Raw genomic sequence first — 19,126 nt, 5'->3', positions numbered from 1 at the left:
GCCAGGATAGTTGGCGGTGAGGGGGCAGGCGGTGTCTGTCCCCTTTCGCTTTTTCTGTTGGCACGCGATCCTGTCGATCCCATCTGACGGTCATGACCAGATATCTCCATACCATGATCCGGGTGACCGACATTGATGCGACGGTCGATTTCTTCGAATTGATAGGGCTCGAGGAAGTGCGCCGGTCCGACAATGAAAAGGGCCGCTACACTCTGGCTTTCCTCGCAGCGCCGGGACAGGAAGGCGTGGCCGAGATCGAGCTGACCTACAACTGGCCGCCTGAGGACGGCAGCGCTCCCGAGCACTATCAGGGCGGCCGCAATTTCGGGCATCTCGCCTTCCGGGTCGATGATATCTACGTGACCTGCCAGCGACTGATGGATGCCGGGCACACCATCAACCGGCCGCCGCGCGATGGGCACATGGCTTTCGTCCGCACGCCCGACGGGATTTCCATCGAGCTGTTGCAGGAAGGCTATCTCGATCCGCAAGAGCCCTGGGCGAGCATGCCCAATACCGGCAGCTGGTAGTCAGCCCTTCTTTTCGAGATAGGGCGACTTGGCATCGTCGGGATGGGCGGCCGACAGGCGGATGACGGTGTAGCCTACGATCGCCGACAACAGCGAACCCAGCAGGATGCCGATCTTGGCTTCGTTGATCAGGAGCTGCTGCCCGGCGAAGGCCAGGCCACTGATGAATAGCGACATGGTGAAGCCGATCCCGCAGAGCAGGGTGATGCCCCAGATTTCCTGCCAGCTCGCCTGATCCGGCCGAGGTGCGAAGCCGAGCCTGTCGGCCAGCCAGATCGCCGAGAAGATGCCGATCTGCTTGCCGAGGAAAAGCCCGGCGATGATCGCGACCGGCAGCGGCGCCAGCAGCTGATCCATCCCCAGGCCTGCGAGCGGCACGCCGGCATTGGCAAAGCCGAAGACGGGAACCACGAGATAGGCGCTCCACGGGGCGAGGGCGTGTTCCATCCGCTCGACCATGGTCTCGTCGTCCTTGCCGCGCATCGGGATGCAAAGCGCGCCAACCACGCCGGCGATGGTCGCATGGATGCCGGAGTTAAGAACGAAGTACCACAGAACTAGCGCGAGAAGGATAAACGGCCAGAAAGCCGAGACCCGCGCGCGGTTCATGGCCAGCATCGCGCCGACCACGACCGCCGACGCGGCAAGCCACTCGAGCTTGATATTCTCTGTATAGAATGCCGCAATGACGAGGACCGCACCGATATCGTCGACGATGGCGACGGTCAGGAGGAACAGCCGCAACGAAGCCGGGCAGCGATTGCCGAGCAGGCCAAGTACGCCCATCGCAAAGGCGATGTCGGTGGCCGCGGGGATCGCCCAACCGCGCAGCAGCGTGCTGTCACCTCCGACCACACCTACGTAGAACAGGGCCGGGACGATCATGCCCGCTGCTGCGGCAAGCACCGGCAAACGGCGCTGCTGCGCGTCCGACAACTGGCCTTCGATCCACTCGCGCTTCACTTCCAGCCCGACGACGAAGAAGAAGATCGCCATCAGCCCGTCATTGATCCACAGATGCAGGTCGTAGAGTTTCGGGATGGGGGTCCAGGCCAGCTTGCCGTAGAACAGCTGCTGGTATTCGTCGGCGAAGGCCGAATTGGCGGCCAGCATCGCCGCGGCGGCGACGAAGATCAGGAGGATGCCGGCCGATGCATCGCTGACGAACAGCGCGCGAACGGGAGCAAAAACGAGGCGGAAAGCTGAGGGACGTTCGGTCATGTCGCGACGGTCCTTTGAACAAACCGTCCCACGTTGCAAGGGGGCTATCGTTTCGCTAACGCTCCGCCCGGGGGGAAAGGGTCGTGCTCCTAGCCGGATTTACACTCGGGCAGTGGTTTCTGCTCGTGCATCATGAATTGCTGTTGTTCTGCGCGGCGTTCTTCGCCGTGGGCGTAATCGACGAATTTGCCGTCGATATCTCCTATTTCTGGATGCGTGCGCTTGGCCGGATCGCGACGCTACGGGTGAACGAACAGGCACTGCTTGCCCGTCCCTTGCGCGGACGCGCAGCCGTATTTGTGCCGGCCTGGCTGGAAGCCGCGGTCATCGGGCCGACGATCCACCACATGCTCGAAGTGTGGCGCTTCAAGGACTTGCGCATCTATGTCGGGTGCTATCTCAACGATCCAGCCACGCTCGCTTCCGCGATGGCGGCCGCGCGCGGCGATCCGCGTGTGCGGATCGTGGTGCATGGCCTCGAAGGTCCCACCAGCAAGGCCGATTGCCTCAACCGCCTTTACGAGGCGCTGTGCGAGGATGAGGCGCGGGGCGATCCGCAAACCCGCATGGTCGTCTTGCACGACGCGGAGGACATGGTCGATCCTGCCGCCCTTTCCCTGCTAGACGACGCGCTCGAGGATGCGGATTTCGTGCAGCTTCCGGTCGTGGCGCTTCCGCAATCCGGCTCGGCGATGGTCGCAGGGCATTATTCGGACGAATTTGCCGAATCGCACGCCAAAGGCCTCGTCGTTCGGGACGCCATTGGCGCGGCTATCCCTGGCGCCGGAGTCGGGCTGGCCATTTCACGCGCCATGCTGACGCGTTTCGGCGCGGAACCTTTCGCGCACCAGTCGCTGACCGAGGACTACGAGTTGGGTTTGCGCGTGGCGGAGGCGGGCGGAAAGGGACGCTTCCTGCGCTGTCGCACCGATGACGGCCGCTTGGTCGCCACGCGTGCCTTTTTCCCGGCGCGGATCGACCAGGCGGTGCGCCAGAAAACGCGCTGGATGCACGGCATCGCCTTGCAGGGATGGGATCGTCTCGGCTGGCAGGGAAAGGCCGCTGATATCTGGATGCAATTGCGCGATCGGCGAGGGCCCCTGGCCGCCATCCTGTTGTCGATCGCCTACCTGCTGATTGGCCTGGGCATCGCCCTCTTTTTCATGGTTCAAAGCGGCCTGGTGGCGCCACCCGCCTATTCAAATACTCTGCAGGTCATCCTGTGGCTCAATTTCGCCGGGCTTCTCTGGCGCTTCGCGATGCGCGCCGCATTCACATTCCGTGAGTTCGGCTGGCGCGAGGGCTTGCGGTCGGTCCCGCGGCTGCTTGTATCGAACATCATTGCGATTATGGCCGCCCGCCGCGCGCTCGCGGCCTATCTCGGGACCCTGCGCGGCGCACCCGTTATCTGGGACAAGACCGAACATCGCGACCATCCCGTTCTGGCGCAGCCGCGCGAGATCGCGGCATGACGGCAGTCTCGATGGTGGAAGCGCGCCGCGGGCAGCCGGTTCTGTTTCTCGGCTTGTTGCTCGCAGGGTGGCTTTTGCTGCGCCTGGTTTCTTGGGAGAATCCCTGGCCAACCCTAAACGCTCCTCCCGCCGTGCAACGGCTGCTTTCGCAGAGCGTGGCCAGCGAACATACGCCCGCTTCGGATGCAGTGACGCAGCCCGCACACCCCAATGTCACGCTGCCGGTCTATGCCGGTCCGGTCCCGAAGCTTCAGCCTTCGAACCTCGCGCCAGCGGCAAACATTGCCAATGTGCGTGCGCCAAACCGTGCGGCGACGGACAAGGTGTTCGCAGCCGATCGCCGGTCGCTGGGCCATAGTTTGCTCTGGATGGCCGGCATGTCGCAGCTGCCGTTACCGCAAGCCGCGGCACAGTGGCTCGATGCTCCGGGCAGAAAGGCGGCCAGCCCCCGATGGCGCAACAACCCATTGCGCATCGACGCATGGCTGTTCTTGCGCGAGGGGGACACCGCAGCGACTGCGGGCGGTTTAATGCCGGCGACCTATGGCGCAAGCCAGGCAGGCGCGGTTATTGCCTATCGCCTTGCCCCTGAAAGCAAGCGGGATCCGGCAGCCTACCTTCGGGCCAGCAAAGCACTGGCAGGCCCGGGCTACACCGAAGCTGCCGTTGGCCTGCGCGCACGACCGCTGGATATGGTGCCGTTGAACCTCCATGGCGAATTGCGCGTCGTGGAAGGAACCGAGGTGACGCAGGTCCGCCCTGCAATCTTCGTCACCGGAGGCGTGGATAACAAGGCGTTGCCGGCCGGATTGACCGCATCGGGATATGGCCAGGCAGGCTATGTCGGCGGCGATTTCGCAACCGCGTTCGCGGACGGCAGGATTGACGTAACCCGCGCCGATACATTGTCGGACAACGCAGTCCTTGCCGCCGGGGCCGGAGCATGGGGCGGTGCCCAGCGCGGCGCGGCGCGGCTCGATATCGGACCGACGCTCAAGCTCGACCTCGGCATCGGGACAGGATCGGCTCGCATCGCGGCGGACTATCGTGTGCGTGTGGCAGGAGACGCGGAGCCGGCCTCAGGCGCCGCAATCACGCTTTCGGCGGGCTTCTGACACGGTTCAGCTTTTATCCGGGCGGGCGCTGCGATAGGGCGCGTTCATGGACGTCTACCTTCCCATCGCGAACCTGTCCGTCAATGGACTGTGGATCGTCGCGCTGGGCGGGCTGACCGGCCTACTTTCCGGCCTGTTCGGCGTGGGCGGGGGCTTCCTGACCACGCCTCTGCTGATCTTTTACGGTGTGCCGCCGACCGTCGCTGCGGCATCTGCTTCGACCCAGGTTACCGGCGCCAGTGTCACGGGGGTCATCGCGCATAGCGGACGCAAGGGCGTCGACTACCGAATGGGTCTTGTACTGGTGGCCGGCGGCGTAATCGGATCGGGTTTTGGCGCGCTCTTGTTTCGTTTCTTCCGTTCGATCGGCCAGATCGACGTGGTCATCAATGCGCTCTACGTGATCCTGCTGGGGTCTATCGGACTGTTGATGGCCAAGGAATCGGTGGAGGTGCTGCGCGGCACAGGCGCAAGCAAGCAGGCGCCTCGCAGGCGCCATCACCCGCTGGTCGCCAGCCTTCCGATGCGCTGGCGTTTCTATCGCTCGGGACTCTACATATCTCCGCTCGCCCCGCTGCTCGTCGGAGTAGTGGTGGGCATATTGACCATGCTGATGGGCGTGGGCGGCGGATTCATCCTCGTGCCGGCGATGCTCTACGTCCTCGGAATGAGCGCGAATGTCGTGGTCGGGACGAGCCTGTTCAACATCCTGTTCGTCACCATGGCGACCACGATGATGCATTCCCTGACCACGAAGGCGGTCGATATCGTACTGGTCTTCCTCCTGCTGCTGGGATCGGTATCGGGCGCGCAGATCGGTTCACAGATCGCGGTCAAGGCCAAGCCCGAAATCCTCCGCCTGATCCTCGCAAGCATCGTGCTGGTGATTGCCTTCCGCATGTTCCTTGGCCTGTTCTACCAGCCTGACGAAATCTACACGGTCATGCCGCTATGAGGGTGCTGCTGATTATCCTGTGCGCGTTTGCATTGATGGGACAGCGCGATCCCATTCTCGTGCCGGAGGTCAGCCAGCACGAAGTCGAGGTAAGGCAGGGCTTTACCGGGACGGAACTTCTGCTGTTCGGCGCAGTGCTCGACCCTCGCGGGCCTTCGTCGGGCGGGCAATACGATATCGTCGTGGTGCTCAAGGGCCCGGCCGAACCTGCGCGCTTGCGCGAAAAGGAGAGATTTCTCGGTGTGTGGGTCAATGCCCAGAGCACAGACTTTCGCTCCGTACCCTCCTTCTTCGCGGTGGCTTCGTCGCGGCCGATAAGCGAGATCGTCGATGAAAAGACCGCCGCGATCTACGAGTTCGGCACCGATTACATCCAGCTGAGCCCGAGCGGCGTGATCGACACTGAAGAGCAGGCGCGTTTTTCTGCCGGACTGGTCGATCTGAAGACGCGGCAGCAGCTCTACAAGCAGGATTTCGAGGGGGTCAGGATCAGCGAGCAGGTGCTTTACCAGGCGCGCATCACCCTGCCCTCCAACGTCACGACCGGTACTTACACCGCCGAAACCTTTGCGGTCAGCAACGGGCGGGTGATCGCTTCGGCGCAGACCGAGGTCGAGGTGCAAAAGGTCGGCTTCGAGCGCAAGGTCGAGGAGTATGCGCAGGACCGATCGCTCATCTACGGGCTGCTGGCCGTGCTGCTTTCGGTCGGTATGGGCTGGATAGCCGGCCGCCTCTTCGCGATGATCTGAGTTTGGCCCCACTCTTACAGCGTTGATGGGATCTTAACCGTCTGACGGCATAGGGAGCGGACCTGCGCGCAACGCGCAAACTTGGGGGCCGAGCCAGACAATGACCGATATGGGCGATCCGAATCACCGTACCTTCGATCCCGCCAAGGAGGCCGGCGCTCGCCCGCCCGAACCCCGCGGATCCTCTTTGCGTGACCGGATCCGTCGCAGCGAGCAGAGCTCTTCTGCGCCATCGCCCATTTCGCGATCGGGCTATGTCCACACTCCGCCTGAGGCCGAAGGCGAAGCGGGCATGAGCGAGGCCGCTTCGCCGGTCGACCGCGCAGCGGAGCCGAGCGTGGAACGAGGCGCCCAAGCACCGGCTCGCGAACCCGGCGCCGCGCCGCCGCCAATTCCGGCACCCCCATCGCAGCGGCAGGCCGCAGCGGCAGCCGTGGAAAAGCCCGCGGACAGAGCCGACGCGCCCGAGAACTCCGAGGCGGACGACCGCGATACCGAGACGGCCCTGCAGCCCATCGGCGTAGTGCTGGAAATCGCCGGGTCGGGATCGATGATCGCCATCGATCTGCAGCGTCTCAACGAATGTGGTGAGAGCAGCGATCCGTCGGTCGCCATGGCAGGCCAGGTCGGTAGCCAGATCAAGATTCGCGTCGGCAACAGCTGGCTGCTGGCCAGCGTGCGCAACCAGCGCCAGGACCGCAAGGCTGGCAGTATCCTCGCCAATATCGACTTCCTCGGCGAGGGCGTCGAAGAAAAGCTGACTGGCCGCCTCCATGGCTTCCGCCGCGGCGTCACGCGCTATCCGGTGCCCGGTGCGCTGGTGTATCCTGCGACGACGCTCGACCTGAAACAGGTCTATGCCAGCGACGGGCGCAGCGCAGTGACCATCGGCCGGGTCTATCCGACGAAGGAAATTCGCGCAGGCGTTTATATCGATGCCATGCTGGGCAAGCACTTCGCCCTTCTGGGATCGACCGGTACCGGCAAGTCGACCAGCGCGGCGCTGATCCTGCACCGCATCTGCGAAGCCGCACCGGAAGGTCATATCGTCATGATCGACCCGCATGGCGAGTATTCGGCGGCCTTTCGCCAGACGGGCGTCATTCTGGACGTATCGAACCTCCAGATGCCGTACTGGATCATGAACTTCGAAGAGCATTGCGAAGTCCTGCTGACCTCGACCGGCAACGACCGGCAGGTGGACGAGGACATTCTTGCCAAGTGCCTGCTAAAGGCACGCAGCAAGAGCCGCCTGGCTGCGACCATGGGCAAGATCACGGTGGATTCGCCGATCCCGTACCTGCTGTCCGACCTGTCGAACGAGTTGCAGGACGCAATGGGCAAGCTCGACAAGGCGACCAATTCCGCGCCCTACATGCGGATCAAGAACAAGCTCGAGGAGCTGAAATCCGATCCGCGCTACCAGTTCATGTTTTCCGGCATGCTGGTGGCCGACACCATGTCGGACTTCATCTGCAAGATTTTCCGCATGCCCTCGAACGGCAAGCCGATTAGCATTATCGATGTCTCGGGCGTGCCGTCGGACATCACCGCCACGGTGGTCGCCGTGCTCAGCCGACTGGTGTTCGACTTCGCCATCTGGGGTCGCGAAGAGCGGACCTCGCCGATCCTGCTGGTGTGCGAGGAAGCGCACCGCTACGTGCCGAGCGAACGCAATGCCGACGGCAATTCGGTGGGCAAGATCCTCAGCCGGATCGCGAAGGAAGGCCGCAAATACGGCATTTCGCTGGGCCTCATCACGCAGCGCCCGTCGGACCTTGCCGAAGGCGTGCTGTCGCAGTGCGGCACGATCATTTCCATGCGTCTCAACAACGACCGCGACCAGGATTTCGTGCGCGCCGCCATGCCCGAAGGGGCGCGCGGTTTTCTCGATGCCATCCCGGCGCTCCGCAATCGCGAATGCATCATCTGCGGCGAGGGTGTCGCCATCCCGATCCGCGTGAGTTTCGACAATCTTGAGGAAGCCAAACGCCCCGCTTCCGAAGACCCGAGCTTTGTCGAACTGTGGAACAAGACCGGCGGCGAGGAAGAAATCGTCGAGCGCACCGTTCAGCGCTGGCGTTCGCAGGGTTAAGTGGCAACCGAGCCGGAGGTGAGGCAAGGGCGACTGCCCGCCCGCAGCGGGCGCAGCTTCCTGCGCGTCTAGCGAGGACGCGGCCACGGACGTGGCAGCGCAACGCAAGTCACGTTCCCCGCGTATCGCCGAACAGATGGATATGCAGGCGGTCGCTCAGGCGGAAGCCGTGTTCCACGCATAGGGGCGCGAGCCATTTTTCACGCTCGCGCAAAGTGGCGCTGTCGGTGCCTTCGGGCATCAGGAACACGTGATCCGGCTTGAAGCGATACCGGTCGCGCAGGACCAACACCTCTTCCACATCGGTGGGTTCGGCGATCACGAATTTGAACCATGCCCGCGGATCGGTCGCATAGGCGTCGAGCCGCTCGGGAAGCAGCGCGAGATCCGCAGGATTGCCGCTATGCGCCAGTTTCGGGCTGACGTTGAACTGGTCGATCCGGATGTCGAGCGCCGGTGGAGCCTTGGTCGTGCCATTAGTCTCGATCTCGACCGAAATGTCCGGCAGCAGGTCGAGCAGTCTTGCCAGCGCCGGGGCTTGCAACAGCGGCTCGCCGCCGGTGATGACCAGGCGCTTCTGGCCGAGCGTGGTGAGGCGCGCAGCCACTTCTTCCTCGTCAAGCGTCACCTGATTGGCCTTGCGCTCGAAAGTCGTGCTCTCACGGTGCGGGCGATTGTCGCCTTCGAAATGCCAGGTGTAGGCCGTGTCGCACCAGACGCAGGCAAGATTGCAGCGCGACAGCCGCATGAAGGCGACCGGCATACCCGCGCTCGGTCCTTCGCCCTGGACCGAAGCGAAAATCTCCGGTCCGCCATCGTCATCTGTGGCGAGGACTAGCGGCATGTCATCCCAGACGTGCTAGGGCCGCGCGCAGACGATCGATTTCGGCGGCGTGGAAAGCGGCGTCGGTGCGCGCCTTGTCCACCGCCTCGGGCTTGGCACGCTCGACGAAGTTGGGATTGGACAACCGCCCGTTGAGACTCCCGAATTCCTTCTGGCTGGCCTCCATAGCCTTGGTCAGGCGGACCTTCTCGGCTTCGATGTCGATCACGCCTTCCAGCGGGATTACGAAGGCATCGTCGCCCGCCGCGATCTGCATCGCGGCGCCGCCCGGCGCCTCGGCAAATCGGACAGGGGTAAGGCGGGCCAGCCGTTCGATCGCGGCGGCATTGGCCTCCACGGCCGACCGGGCGAGAGCGCTCGGCGAAGCGCAATAGGCTTCGAGCTTGGCACCGGGCGCGATGCCGAGCTCGTTCTTTGCCGTGCGCGTGGCGGAGGTGAGCGCGATCAGCCAGTCGATCTCGGCCTTGGCTGCCGCATCCACGGTCGCTTTCGGTTCAGGCCATTTGGCGGTGATTAACGGATAATCGGGGCGATCGCCCTGCTTGGACCACAGCTCTTCGGTGATAAAGGGCATGAAGGGATGCAGCATCACGAGGATTTGATCGAGCACCCAGCCGGCGACGGCCTTCGTCTCCTGGTCGAAATTGCCCTTGATCAGCTCGATGTACCAGTCGCAGAACCGATCCCACACGAAATGGTAGATCGTGTTTGCCGCCGCATCGAACCGCAAATCGGCCAGCGCCGCATCGAGCGCAGCTTGCGTCTCCACCACCTCGCCGATGATCCAGCGGTTGACTGCATGGCTCGCCGCGGGAGCCTCGATCGATGTGCTCGCACCGATCCCGTTCGCCTGACAGAACCGCGTCGCGTTCCACAGCTTCGTCGCGAAATTGCGATAGCCCTCGACGCGCTTGTCATCCATCTTGATGTCGCGGCCCTGGCTTTCCATCGCCGCCATGAAGAAGCGCAACGCGTCGGCGCCGTACTGGTCGATGAGGCCCAGCGGATCGACGACATTGCCCTTGGACTTGGACATCTTCGCGCCATCGGCCGCGCGCACGAGGCCGTGCAGATAGAGCTTCGGCCACGGGTTCCGGCCGGTATTGTACTGCCCCATCATCATCATGCGGGCGTCCCAGAAGAACAGGATGTCGAAACCGCTGATGAGCAGGTCGTTCGGGTAATGCTTTTCGACAAGGTCGGTGCTTTCGGGCCAGCCGAGTGTCGCAAAGGGCCACAGCGCGGAAGAGAACCACGTGTCGAGCACGTCATCGTCGCGTGTGAGCGTGACGTCCGGGCCCGCCTGCGCCTGCGCTTCTTCCTCGGTCATGGCGACATAGGCCTTGCCATCGGCATCGTACCATGCGGGGATGCGGTGACCCCACCACAGCTGGCGGCTGACGCACCACGGCTGGATATTCTCCATCCAGTTGAAAAAGGTCTTTTCCCAGGTCTTGGGGACGATCTCGACAGCGCCGCTTTTCACCGCCGCGATGGGCTTCTTTGCGAGCGTCGCGGCGTCGACATACCACTGGTCGGTCAGCCATGGTTCGATCACCACGCCGCCGCGGTCGCCAAAGGGCGTGGCGATCGTGCGCGGCTCGGCGTCAAGTTCGACCTCCTCGCCGTCCTTTGTCTTGGCGACATGCGGGATCAGGTGGCCGCTTTCCTTCAGCCGCTTGATCACGAGTTCGCGCGCGCCGTCGCTTTCGCCGACGATCTTCTCGCGGCGGAAGCGGTGCAGGCCGAGAAACTCCTCCGGCACCAGCCCGTCGGCGGTCTGGCAGACGTTGGCCTCGCCATCGAGCATGTTCAGCATGTCGGCCGGCTTGAATCCGGCGCGCTTGCCCACTTCGAAATCGTTGAAATCGTGCCCCGGCGTGATTTTCACCGCACCCGAGCCAAGCTCCGGATCGGCATGCTCGTCCGCCACGATCGGCACGCGGCGACCGGTGATCGGCAGCACGACATGCTTGCCGACTACGCTCGCATAGCGCGCGTCGTCGGGATGCACCGCCACGGCCATGTCGGCCAGCATGGTTTCGGGCCGCGTGGTCGCGACCTCGATATAATCGCGCCCGTCATCCAGCGTCACGCCATCCTCGAGCGGATATTTGAAGTGCCAGAAATGGCCCTTCACATCGGTGGTCTCGACCTCCAGATCGCTGATTGCGGTCTTGAGTTTCGGATCCCAATTCACCAGCCGCTTGTCGCGATAGAGCAGCCCGTCATTGTAAAGGTCCACGAAGGTCTTGAGCACGGCATTGCTGAAATGCTCGTCCATCGTGAATTGCTCGCGGCTCCAGTCCATCGAGCAGCCCAGGCGGCGCAGCTGGCGCGTGATCGCGCCGCCGCTTTCCTCTTTCCACTGCCAGACCTTGTCGACGAAATCCTCGCGCGAGTAATTGGTGCGCTTGTCCTGCTGCGCCTCCAGCTGGCGTTCGACCACCATCTGCGTGGCGATGCCGGCGTGATCCATGCCGACCACCCACAGCGCATCCTTGCCGCGCATCCGTTCGTAACGGATCATCAGGTCCTGCAGCGTATTGTCGAGCGCATGACCGATGTGCAGCGACCCGGTGACGTTCGGCGGCGGATTGACGATGGTATAGGGCTCGGCTTTGGGGCGATCTGGCCGGAACAGACCGTTCTCCTCCCAATGCGCATACAAGCGCGCCTCGATTTCGGCCGGATCGAATGTCTTGGATAATTCGGTGCTCATGGTGCCAGCCTTTGCCAGCGTCTATTGTGCGATGCAATGACGGGGTAACAGGGGCGCGAAAGCCTTGTTTCACACGACGTTTCCCCGCATAGGCGCTGGCAGATGAGTGGTTTCGCGCAATACGACCTGCGACACGACGACGGGGGGGAGGCGGTGCTGGCACTGTCCGGACCCTATCTCGTCTCCACGATCGGTGCGGTCGACGAGGAGCTGTTCGCTCTCGATGGGCCGATCACGACGGTCGATGTCAGCGGGTTGAGCGAAATCGACACGGTCGGGGCGTGGGTCGCCTGCAATCTCGCCACGCGCCACGAGGCCGAGATTACAGGGGCAAGCGAGCGTGCCGAGCGACTGATCGCCGCGCTCGACGGCACCGCCGGGGAGGAAAAGGTCGCCGCGGAAAGGCTCCCCGTGTGGGAGCGTGTGCCCGCAGCCATGGGCACCAAGGTCTTCAATGCGCGCAGCGGTGTCTATGGCGTCATCGGCTTCCTCGGCGCGATCGTCGCGGCGAGCGGGAACCTCATCCGCCATCCACGCCGGTTCCGCTGGCTTGCGCTGGTGCGCCAGCTCGAACTCGTCGGAGTCAGCGCTTTGCCGATCGTCGGCCTGATGAGTTTTTTGATCGGCATCGTCATCGCCCAGCAGGGCGCGGTGCAATTGGCGCAATTCGGGGCGGAGACGCTGACGGTCAATCTCGTCGGCCGGATCACCTTGCGTGAATTGGGCGTGCTGATGACCGCCATCATGGTCGCCGGCCGTTCGGGCTCCGCCTTCGCGGCGCAGCTTGGCACGATGCGGCTGACCGAAGAGGTCGATGCTATGCGCACGATCGGCATTTCGCCGATGGAGGCGCTGGTCATCCCGCGCATCCTCGCGGCGATCCTGATGATGCCCCTGCTCGGCTTTTATGCCGCCGGGGTTGCGATCGTCGGCGGCGCTGTCATCGGCGACCTGATGCTGGGAATTCCCTTCTGGAGCTTCCTCATGCGTATCCAGGAGGTCGTGCCGACCTACGACCTGTGGGTGGGGCTCATCAAGGCGCCGGTGTTCGGCCTGATCGTCGCGCTGGCGGGTTGTTACCACGGGATGCAGGTCAAGGGCGATTCCGAGCAGGTCGGCCTGCGCACCACCATGGCCGTGGTGACGGGCATTTTCGCCGTGATCGTGATCGATGCCTTCTTCGCCGTGTTCTTCACCGAAATCGGGTGGGGCTGATGGCGATCGACGACGACGGCAGGGAACTGGGACGACACGAACGCTTTCGCGGCGAATATCCGATCGTCGTCGAAGGTCTGGTCAACCGGTTTGGCGAACAGACGGTCCATCAGGATCTCGACCTCAAGGTCCGGCGCGGGGAAATCCTCGGCGTGGTGGGCGGTTCGGGCACGGGCAAGAGCGTCCTGATGCGCTCGATCATCGGCCTGCAACCACCGACCGAAGGCAGCGTGACGGTGTTCGGCAAGTCGATGACCGACAGCGACCCGGACGAAAATATCGGCGTCCGCAATCGCTGGGGCGTGCTGTTCCAGGGCGGGGCGCTGTTCTCGACCCTGACGGTGGGCGAGAACGTCCAGGTGCCGCTAAAGCAGTTCTATCCCGACATATCGCCTGCGCTGCTCGACGAGATCGCCCGCTTCAAGACAGTCCTTTCGGGGCTCCCGGAGGCCGCGGCGGGCAAGTTTCCCAGCGAGCTTTCGGGTGGCATGAAGAAGCGTGCCGGCCTTGCCCGGGCGCTGGCGCTCGATCCCGAACTGCTGTTCCTGGACGAGCCGACTGCCGGCCTCGACCCGATCGGAGCCGCGGCTTTCGACCGGCTGACGCGCGAATTGAAGGAAACGCTCGGGCTCACGGTATTCCTCATTACCCACGACCTCGATACGCTGCACGAGATCTGCGATCGCGTGGCGGTGCTGGCGGACAAGAAGGTGATCGCCGTCGATACGGTGCCGAACCTGATGCAGCTCGACCATCCGTGGATACAGGAATATTTCAATGGGCCGCGCGGGCGGGCGGCGCTTACCGCGCAGGCGCTCGATGAATTGCGGCGGCACATGGATGTCCCTATCGCGGCGCATGCGGTCAAAGCGTTGGACAACGACAACAAGGACGGGGCATAGGGCGTAACGCATGGAAACGCGGGCAAATCACATCTGGGTGGGGGTAGTGACACTCGTGATCCTCGGCGCGCTGGCGCTGTTCATCGTCTGGCTCGCGCGGCTGGGCGGCGGGGATCAGAACGAATACGACATCTTCTTCAAGCAGTCGGTCGCGGGCCTTGCCAATGGCAGCGCGGTGGACTTCGCCGGCGTCCCCGTAGGGCAGGTGAGCCAGATCGTCCTGTGGGACAAGGACCCCGAATTCGTGCGCGTGCGGATCAAAGTGCGCGAGGAAGTGCCGATCCTCGTCGGAACGACAGCCACGATCCAGGGCAGCTTCACCGGCGTTTCCACCATCACGCTAGACGGGGCTCGCACTGGCGCTCCGCCGATCTCCTGCGAGACGACGGCCTGCACCGAAGGCGTGCCGATCATCCCGCCCACCGCTGGTGGCGGTTTCGGCGCCGTGCTGGCCAGTGCGCCGCTGCTGCTGGAACGCCTGGCCACGCTGACCGAGCGGCTGACCCAGCTGCTGTCGGACGAGAACCAGGAATCGCTTCAGGGCATTCTCGCCAATAGCGAACGGATGACCGCCGATCTGGCCCAAGCCACGCCGCAGATCGAACGCACGCTGGCCGAATTGCAGGTGACCTTGCGCGAATCGAGCGAGGCGCTGGATGCGTTCGAGAAGGTGACCTTGTCGACCGACCGGCTGATCAACGAGGAAGGCGAGCAGATTGCCGGCCAGCTGCGCCAGACGCTCAACTCTGCGAGTGGCGCGGCACAGGCGCTCGAGCAGACCCTTGCCGAAGCGCGGCCGGCGACCAGGCAGCTGACGGAAAGCACTTTGCCCGCTGCGGAAGCCACGCTGCGCGACCTGCGCGCGACCAGCAAGGCGCTGCGCGACGTTACCGAAAAGCTCGACGAGAAAGGGGCCGGTGCGCTGATCAGCTCGCAGCCGCTGCCTGATTACGAACCATGAGGGGGCAGACGATGAACCGCTTCACCCGGCTGGCCGCCCTGGCCCCGATTGGCCTGCTGGCTGGCTGCATCAGCTTTGGCGGCGAGGCGCCCGAAAAGCTGCTGACCCTGACACCGACAGCGACGGCCCCGGCTGGAACCGGGGGCAGCGGTTCGCAGCAGAGCGCGCTCGCGATCAGCGAATTCGAAGTGCCGCAATCGCTCGACGTTACGCGCGTTCCGGTGCAGATCAACGACACGGAACTCGCCTATCTCCAGGATGCTTTCTGGGTCGAGCGCCCTTCGCGCCTGTTCCGTCGGCTGGTCGCGGAAACCATTCGCACGCAAACCGGCCGCGTGGTGATCGATGGCGACGATCCCGGCGTCGGGGCCAACGATCGCCTGCACGGCACCTTGCGCACCTTCGGCTATGACGCGCGCAGTGGTTCGGTCGTGGTGGTGTTCGACGCAGTACGCAGCTCGTCGGGCTCCGATGTCGTGACCCGCCGCTTCGAAGCGCGCGTGTCCGGCGTGCCGGCCGAGACCGCCTTCGTCGCACCCGCCCTGAACCAGGCGGCGAACGATGTCGCGGGCCAGATTGCGGACTGGATGACCTGACGGCTAGCGGCCGCGCGCGGCGGTCGCAAACTCCATTGCATTGAGGAAATCGCGCTTGCACTTCTCGCGCCGCGCGCTCGCTTCCTCGTCGGCGCCCCATTGTTCGACCTGCCAGTCTTCTTCGAGATTGGCCGCGTCCCACAGTTTTTCGCCGTCCGCGCCATCCTCCAGCGCGGCGAGGCCGACGCACAGCGATGCCGAGAGCGAGGTTAGCTGTTCCAGCGCCGCGAGCTGGAACGGGTCGAGCCGTTCAATCCGCATGCGCAGCGCGTCCATCGTCTGCTTCGGATGGGGCCGGTGTACGACGCCGCTGACCCTTTCGAAGCGGATTCCCTCGCTGTTTTCGAGCGCTCCGAGCATAGGCTCCCACACATCACGCTGCCGGTGCCACAGCGGCTCGTCCGGATCTGCGCGATAGCACAAGGTGTCCGTTTCGGCGTAGCGAAGCAATTTTTCGACCGTCGCCTCGCGCTCGGTAGGCAGCACGTCCAGCGCATAATCGACCATGTCGCGGAATACGAAGGCTTGCGGGTCAAGCTCCTCGCTTTGGTTCTGCCACTCGGCCGCCATACGCTCAGCCAGCGTCAGCGTCGGCACGACTTGCGGCTGGCCGCCCTGGGTCTTGATCGGCCGCCCGTCCAGCGTGACGAAATAGCCGGGATCGCTGTGTTCGACCTTGGCCTGCTTGTAGAAGCGCTTCATTCCTTGGGCGTCCTCCAGCGACGCGCGAGCAGGCGGGGGACCACGAAGAATTCGGCAAGGCCCAGCAGTACGAGCAAGAGCCCAATGGCGAAGGGCAGGTCGATCGCCTCGGCCATGATGGCGGCGCCGATCATCACCAGCACCGCGCCTGACAGGCGCAGCAGTTGCATCAGCCAGAAGCGCGCAGCTGCGGGATCAGTGTCCGCCATCGATCATCGCCTCCAATTCGCCCATATCCTGCGCGACCGCGCTGGCACCGCTATTCATCAGTTCCTCAATATCGTGATAACCCCAGGCGACACCCACTGCGCGAACACCTGCCGCGCGGGCCATTTCCATGTCGAAGCTGGTGTCGCCAATCATGACCGCATTGCCCGCGCCGACGCCGGCTTCGGCAAGCGCGGCTTCGAGCATGGCGGGATGCGGTTTGGACGGATAGCGGTCCGCCCCATGCAGGGTGACGAACAGGTGCTTTATCCCGTGCGTTTCGAGACAGGCATGCAAACCGCGGTCGCTCTTGCCGGTGGCAACGCCGAGGAGCCAGCCGTTCCGGTCGAGCCGACCGAGCAGATCGGCCATCCCTTCATACAGCGGCTCATGCAGCGCGCCGCTCATGCGCGTTTCGCGGAACAGCTCCTTGTAAGCCTCGACGATCCGGCCGCTGTCGAAGTCCGAGCTGTCGTTCGTCAACTGGCGCACGGCGAACGGCAGGCTCAGCCCGACGGTGCGACGGATCGACCGGCGGTCCGGTGCCGGTGCGCCAACCGCTGCGAAGGCGCGTTCCATCGTCTCGCAAACCGCAGCCTGGCCGTCTACCAGCGTCCCGTCGCAGTCGAAGATGGCAAGCCGGCTCATGCCGGGACCCTTCGCATCCATTCGGCCAGCCCGGCGTTCCCGAGGGCTTCCTGCGCCTTGGCAATGCGGGTGCGCACCTCCGCCGGCTTCTTCTGCGAAAGCTTCAGCGTCGGCCGCCACTGTTCGATCTCGAGCTCGAACCCGACGATTGCCTCGAACAACCGCGCCCAGCGCTCGTCGGGGGTTTCGCTTGCGCGCCACTGTGACCCGCCGAGCCGTACCTCGAAATGCTCGATCGATTGGTGCAGCAGCGTCTCGAGCCCAGCGTCATCGAGCCGGGATACTGTCCCTTCGAGTTCGAGCGCGACATAGTCCCACGACGGCACTTCGCGGCGATCGGCATACCAGCGCGGACTGACATAGCCGTCGGGTCCATTGACCACCACCAGGGCGCATGCTCCCTCCAGATGCTCGGTCAGCATGTTCGACCGAGCAAGGTGGAAGCGCAGCCGCCCATCCTGCGTCAGCAGCAGGGGCACGTGAGCGATCCGGGGACCCGCGGGCGTCGTAAGGAACACCATTCCGAAGCCCGCCTCCTCGATTAGCTGTTCGAGCAAGGCGCGGTCTTCGCTTCGGAACAGCGGGTTGGGATGCATCAGCGCTTGCCCCTGGGCTTGGATGGCTTGCCGCCGGCACCGCCGCGCGCGCGCCGCGGACCGCGTTGCGACTTGCGATAGTTCTTCGCGTGCTGGCGCGCCTGCTGCTTCTTTTCCTCGCGGCTCTTAGGCGGCGGATCGTCGCGCATCGGTGTCGCGTCGCTGAGGGTCGGGTCGAAGCCGAGCTGTTCCATGCTGGCAGAGAAATGCTCTGGCAATTCGGCGGTTGTGTCGAGTTTGCCACCATCGGGGCTGTCGATGATCAGGCGCCGCGCGTGCAAATGCATCTTTCTACTGATCGAGCCGGTGAGGAAGGCGTCCTTACCGCCATATTTGCCGTCGCCGACAATCGGATTGCCCATCGCCGCGCAATGGACGCGCAGCTGGTGCGTCCGGCCCGTCAGCGGCTGAAGCTCAAGCCAGGCGGCTTTCTTCCCGGCGCTATCGACCACGCGGTATTTGGTCTTGGCCGGTTGGCCGCCCTCGTGATCGACATGCATTTTCTCGCCGCCAGAGCCCGGCTGCTTGGCCAGCGGCGCCTCGATCACGCCTTCCTTGATGTCCGGCACGCCGACCACCAGTGCCCAGTAAATCTTCTTGGCGCTGCGGCCGGAAAAGCGCTTGGAGAAGAAAGCCGCGCTGCCCGGCGTCCGCGCGATCAGCAGCACGCCGGAGGTATCCTTGTCGAGCCGGTGGACGAGGCGCGGGCGCTGCTCGTCCTCTCCCGGCGCGAAAGCGTCGAGCAGGCCGTCGACATGCTGCGTCGTCCCGGTGCCACCCTGTGTGGCAAGGCCCGGCGGCTTGTTGAGCACGATCGCGCCTTTGGTCTGCTCGATCACCATATCCTGCGCGCTGGCGATCTCGGCCTCGGTGAGAGGGCGCTTGGCTTTCGGTTTGCGATGGGGCGTATCGCCGCCCGGGGGCACCCGAATCTGCTGGCCTGTCGCAATCCTGTCGTCGGGCTTGGCGCGCTTGCCATCGACGCGAATCTGCCCGGTGCGCGCCCATTTGCTGACCGTGCCAAAGCCGACCTGCGGCAGGTGCCGCTTGAACCAGCGGTCCAGTCGGACGCCGTCATCGTCAGGTTCGACGGTAAATGTGCGGACTTCGTCGGCGGTTTTCATGCGAAGCTCCGCATCAGGGTGAGGCCCACGATCAGGCCGCTGATCGCGAGGGCGAAGCTGAGTACTGCATAAAGCGCGGCAAAGAGATACTGTCCGCGCTCGATCATCAGCACCATCTCCAGGCTGAAGGCGCTGAAGGTGGTGAAGCCGCCCAGCAGGCCGACGCCCAGCAGCAGGCGCAGTTGCTCGCCATCTCCGCTCGAGCGGACTGCCAGCCATCCGGCCAGCAGCCCCATGGCGAGACTGCCGACCGCATTGGCGGCAAGCGTCGCCCAGGGGAACAGCGAGACCATCTGCGGGCCGAGCCACCAGGTCATGCCGCGACCCAGCTGATAGCGCAGCACGGCGCCGATCGCGCCGCCGAGAGCGACGTTGAGGCTGGCAAGGATTGGGGAATAGGTCGACATTGCTGCAAGCGCCCCTAGCGCCTCGCGCGCGAAACGGGAATAGCGGCTTCGCGACAAACCGGATG

19 protein-coding genes are annotated in these 19,126 nt (G+C 64.2%); 10 read left to right on the top strand and 9 right to left on the bottom strand.

What is annotated here, in order from left to right:
* Nucleotides 1–92 precede the first annotated feature (92 nt).
* The gene (locus P8Q88_RS13085) at nucleotides 93–530 is read left to right on the top strand and encodes a VOC family protein (RefSeq protein ID WP_278324273.1); all 438 of its coding nucleotides are present in this window, start codon (nucleotides 93–95) and stop codon (nucleotides 528–530) included.
* Here P8Q88_RS13085 and nhaA read toward each other — a convergent pair whose 3' ends face one another.
* On the bottom strand, nucleotides 531–1,751 hold the full coding sequence (nhaA, locus tag P8Q88_RS13080) for a Na+/H+ antiporter NhaA (protein ID WP_278324272.1): 1,221 nt from the start codon (nucleotides 1,749–1,751) through the stop codon (nucleotides 531–533).
* A gap of 83 nt (nucleotides 1,752–1,834) precedes the next feature.
* On the opposite strand from nhaA, the gene P8Q88_RS13075 reads away from it, so the two are divergent.
* The 5 genes from P8Q88_RS13075 to P8Q88_RS13055 all read left to right on the top strand — a co-directional run bounded on the left by P8Q88_RS13075 (nucleotide 1,835) and on the right by P8Q88_RS13055 (nucleotide 8,137).
* A complete protein-coding gene (locus P8Q88_RS13075; RefSeq protein WP_278324271.1) occupies nucleotides 1,835–3,223 on the top strand; it encodes a glycosyl transferase family protein in 1,389 nt (462 codons plus the stop codon).
* Entirely contained in the window at nucleotides 3,220–4,338 is a 1,119-nt protein-coding gene (locus P8Q88_RS13070; protein WP_278324270.1) for a hypothetical protein, read from the top strand. The genes P8Q88_RS13075 and P8Q88_RS13070 overlap by 4 nt, the downstream gene beginning before the upstream one ends.
* Nucleotides 4,339–4,384: 46 nt before the next feature.
* Nucleotides 4,385–5,293, top strand: a complete 909-nt coding sequence (locus tag P8Q88_RS13065; protein WP_278324269.1) for a sulfite exporter TauE/SafE family protein — start codon at nucleotides 4,385–4,387, stop codon at nucleotides 5,291–5,293.
* Nucleotides 5,290–6,042: a TIGR02186 family protein gene (locus P8Q88_RS13060; RefSeq protein ID WP_278324268.1), complete on the top strand. Its 753-nt coding sequence runs from the start codon at nucleotides 5,290–5,292 to the stop codon at nucleotides 6,040–6,042. Before P8Q88_RS13065 ends, P8Q88_RS13060 begins: the two co-directional genes overlap by 4 nt.
* 100 nt (nucleotides 6,043–6,142) lie before the next feature.
* Nucleotides 6,143–8,137, top strand: a complete 1,995-nt coding sequence (locus P8Q88_RS13055) for an ATP-binding protein (RefSeq protein ID WP_278324267.1) — start codon at nucleotides 6,143–6,145, stop codon at nucleotides 8,135–8,137.
* A gap of 109 nt (nucleotides 8,138–8,246) precedes the next feature.
* Here P8Q88_RS13055 and P8Q88_RS13050 read toward each other — a convergent pair whose 3' ends face one another.
* A complete protein-coding gene (locus P8Q88_RS13050) occupies nucleotides 8,247–8,981 on the bottom strand; it encodes a 7-carboxy-7-deazaguanine synthase QueE (RefSeq protein ID WP_278324266.1) in 735 nt (244 codons plus the stop codon).
* Between the two features lies 1 nt (nucleotide 8,982).
* Nucleotides 8,983–11,703, bottom strand: a complete 2,721-nt coding sequence (locus P8Q88_RS13045) for a valine--tRNA ligase (protein WP_278324265.1) — start codon at nucleotides 11,701–11,703, stop codon at nucleotides 8,983–8,985.
* A 102-nt stretch (nucleotides 11,704–11,805) separates the two neighbouring features.
* Here P8Q88_RS13045 and P8Q88_RS13040 point away from each other — a divergent pair, with 102 nt between their 5' ends.
* The 4 genes from P8Q88_RS13040 to P8Q88_RS13025 are packed head-to-tail and all read left to right on the top strand — an operon-like array spanning nucleotide 11,806 to nucleotide 15,377.
* On the top strand, nucleotides 11,806–12,918 hold the full coding sequence (locus tag P8Q88_RS13040; protein ID WP_278324264.1) for an ABC transporter permease: 1,113 nt from the start codon (nucleotides 11,806–11,808) through the stop codon (nucleotides 12,916–12,918).
* The gene (locus tag P8Q88_RS13035) at nucleotides 12,918–13,820 is read left to right on the top strand and encodes an ABC transporter ATP-binding protein (RefSeq protein WP_278324263.1); all 903 of its coding nucleotides are present in this window, start codon (nucleotides 12,918–12,920) and stop codon (nucleotides 13,818–13,820) included. The genes P8Q88_RS13040 and P8Q88_RS13035 overlap by 1 nt, the downstream gene beginning before the upstream one ends.
* A gap of 10 nt (nucleotides 13,821–13,830) precedes the next feature.
* Nucleotides 13,831–14,781, top strand: coding sequence for an MlaD family protein (locus P8Q88_RS13030; RefSeq protein WP_278324262.1), 951 nt, complete (start codon nucleotides 13,831–13,833; stop codon nucleotides 14,779–14,781).
* Nucleotides 14,782–14,792: 11 nt separating this feature from the next.
* Nucleotides 14,793–15,377, top strand: a complete 585-nt coding sequence (locus P8Q88_RS13025) for an ABC-type transport auxiliary lipoprotein family protein (protein WP_278324261.1) — start codon at nucleotides 14,793–14,795, stop codon at nucleotides 15,375–15,377.
* A 3-nt stretch (nucleotides 15,378–15,380) separates the two neighbouring features.
* Here the strand turns inward: P8Q88_RS13025 and P8Q88_RS13020 are convergent, their stop codons facing one another.
* From P8Q88_RS13020 to crcB, 6 genes are read right to left on the bottom strand one after another with little or no spacing between them, the layout of a single operon-like run.
* The gene (locus tag P8Q88_RS13020; protein ID WP_278324260.1) at nucleotides 15,381–16,079 is read right to left on the bottom strand and encodes an ATP12 family chaperone protein; all 699 of its coding nucleotides are present in this window, start codon (nucleotides 16,077–16,079) and stop codon (nucleotides 15,381–15,383) included.
* Nucleotides 16,076–16,288: a hypothetical protein gene (locus P8Q88_RS13015; RefSeq protein ID WP_278324259.1), complete on the bottom strand. Its 213-nt coding sequence runs from the start codon at nucleotides 16,286–16,288 to the stop codon at nucleotides 16,076–16,078. The genes P8Q88_RS13020 and P8Q88_RS13015 overlap by 4 nt, the downstream gene beginning before the upstream one ends.
* A complete protein-coding gene (locus P8Q88_RS13010) occupies nucleotides 16,275–16,934 on the bottom strand; it encodes an HAD-IA family hydrolase (RefSeq protein WP_278324258.1) in 660 nt (219 codons plus the stop codon). Before P8Q88_RS13010 ends, P8Q88_RS13015 begins: the two co-directional genes overlap by 14 nt.
* Complete coding sequence (locus tag P8Q88_RS13005) at nucleotides 16,931–17,530, bottom strand: FMN-binding negative transcriptional regulator (protein ID WP_278324257.1); 600 nt, start codon at nucleotides 17,528–17,530, stop codon at nucleotides 16,931–16,933. The genes P8Q88_RS13010 and P8Q88_RS13005 overlap by 4 nt, the downstream gene beginning before the upstream one ends.
* Nucleotides 17,530–18,654 (bottom strand): RluA family pseudouridine synthase, encoded by a 1,125-nt coding sequence (locus P8Q88_RS13000; RefSeq protein WP_278324256.1) that lies wholly within the window; start codon nucleotides 18,652–18,654, stop codon nucleotides 17,530–17,532. The genes P8Q88_RS13005 and P8Q88_RS13000 overlap by 1 nt, the downstream gene beginning before the upstream one ends.
* Nucleotides 18,651–19,061 (bottom strand): fluoride efflux transporter CrcB, encoded by a 411-nt coding sequence (gene crcB, locus P8Q88_RS12995; RefSeq protein ID WP_278324255.1) that lies wholly within the window; start codon nucleotides 19,059–19,061, stop codon nucleotides 18,651–18,653. The genes P8Q88_RS13000 and crcB overlap by 4 nt, the downstream gene beginning before the upstream one ends.
* Between the last annotated feature and the right edge of the window lie 65 nt (nucleotides 19,062–19,126).

This window comes from Qipengyuania marincola (assembly GCF_029688625.1).
In the GTDB taxonomy this organism is placed as follows: domain Bacteria; phylum Pseudomonadota; class Alphaproteobacteria; order Sphingomonadales; family Sphingomonadaceae; genus Qipengyuania.
This window is presented reverse-complemented; position numbering and strand designations above follow the sequence as displayed.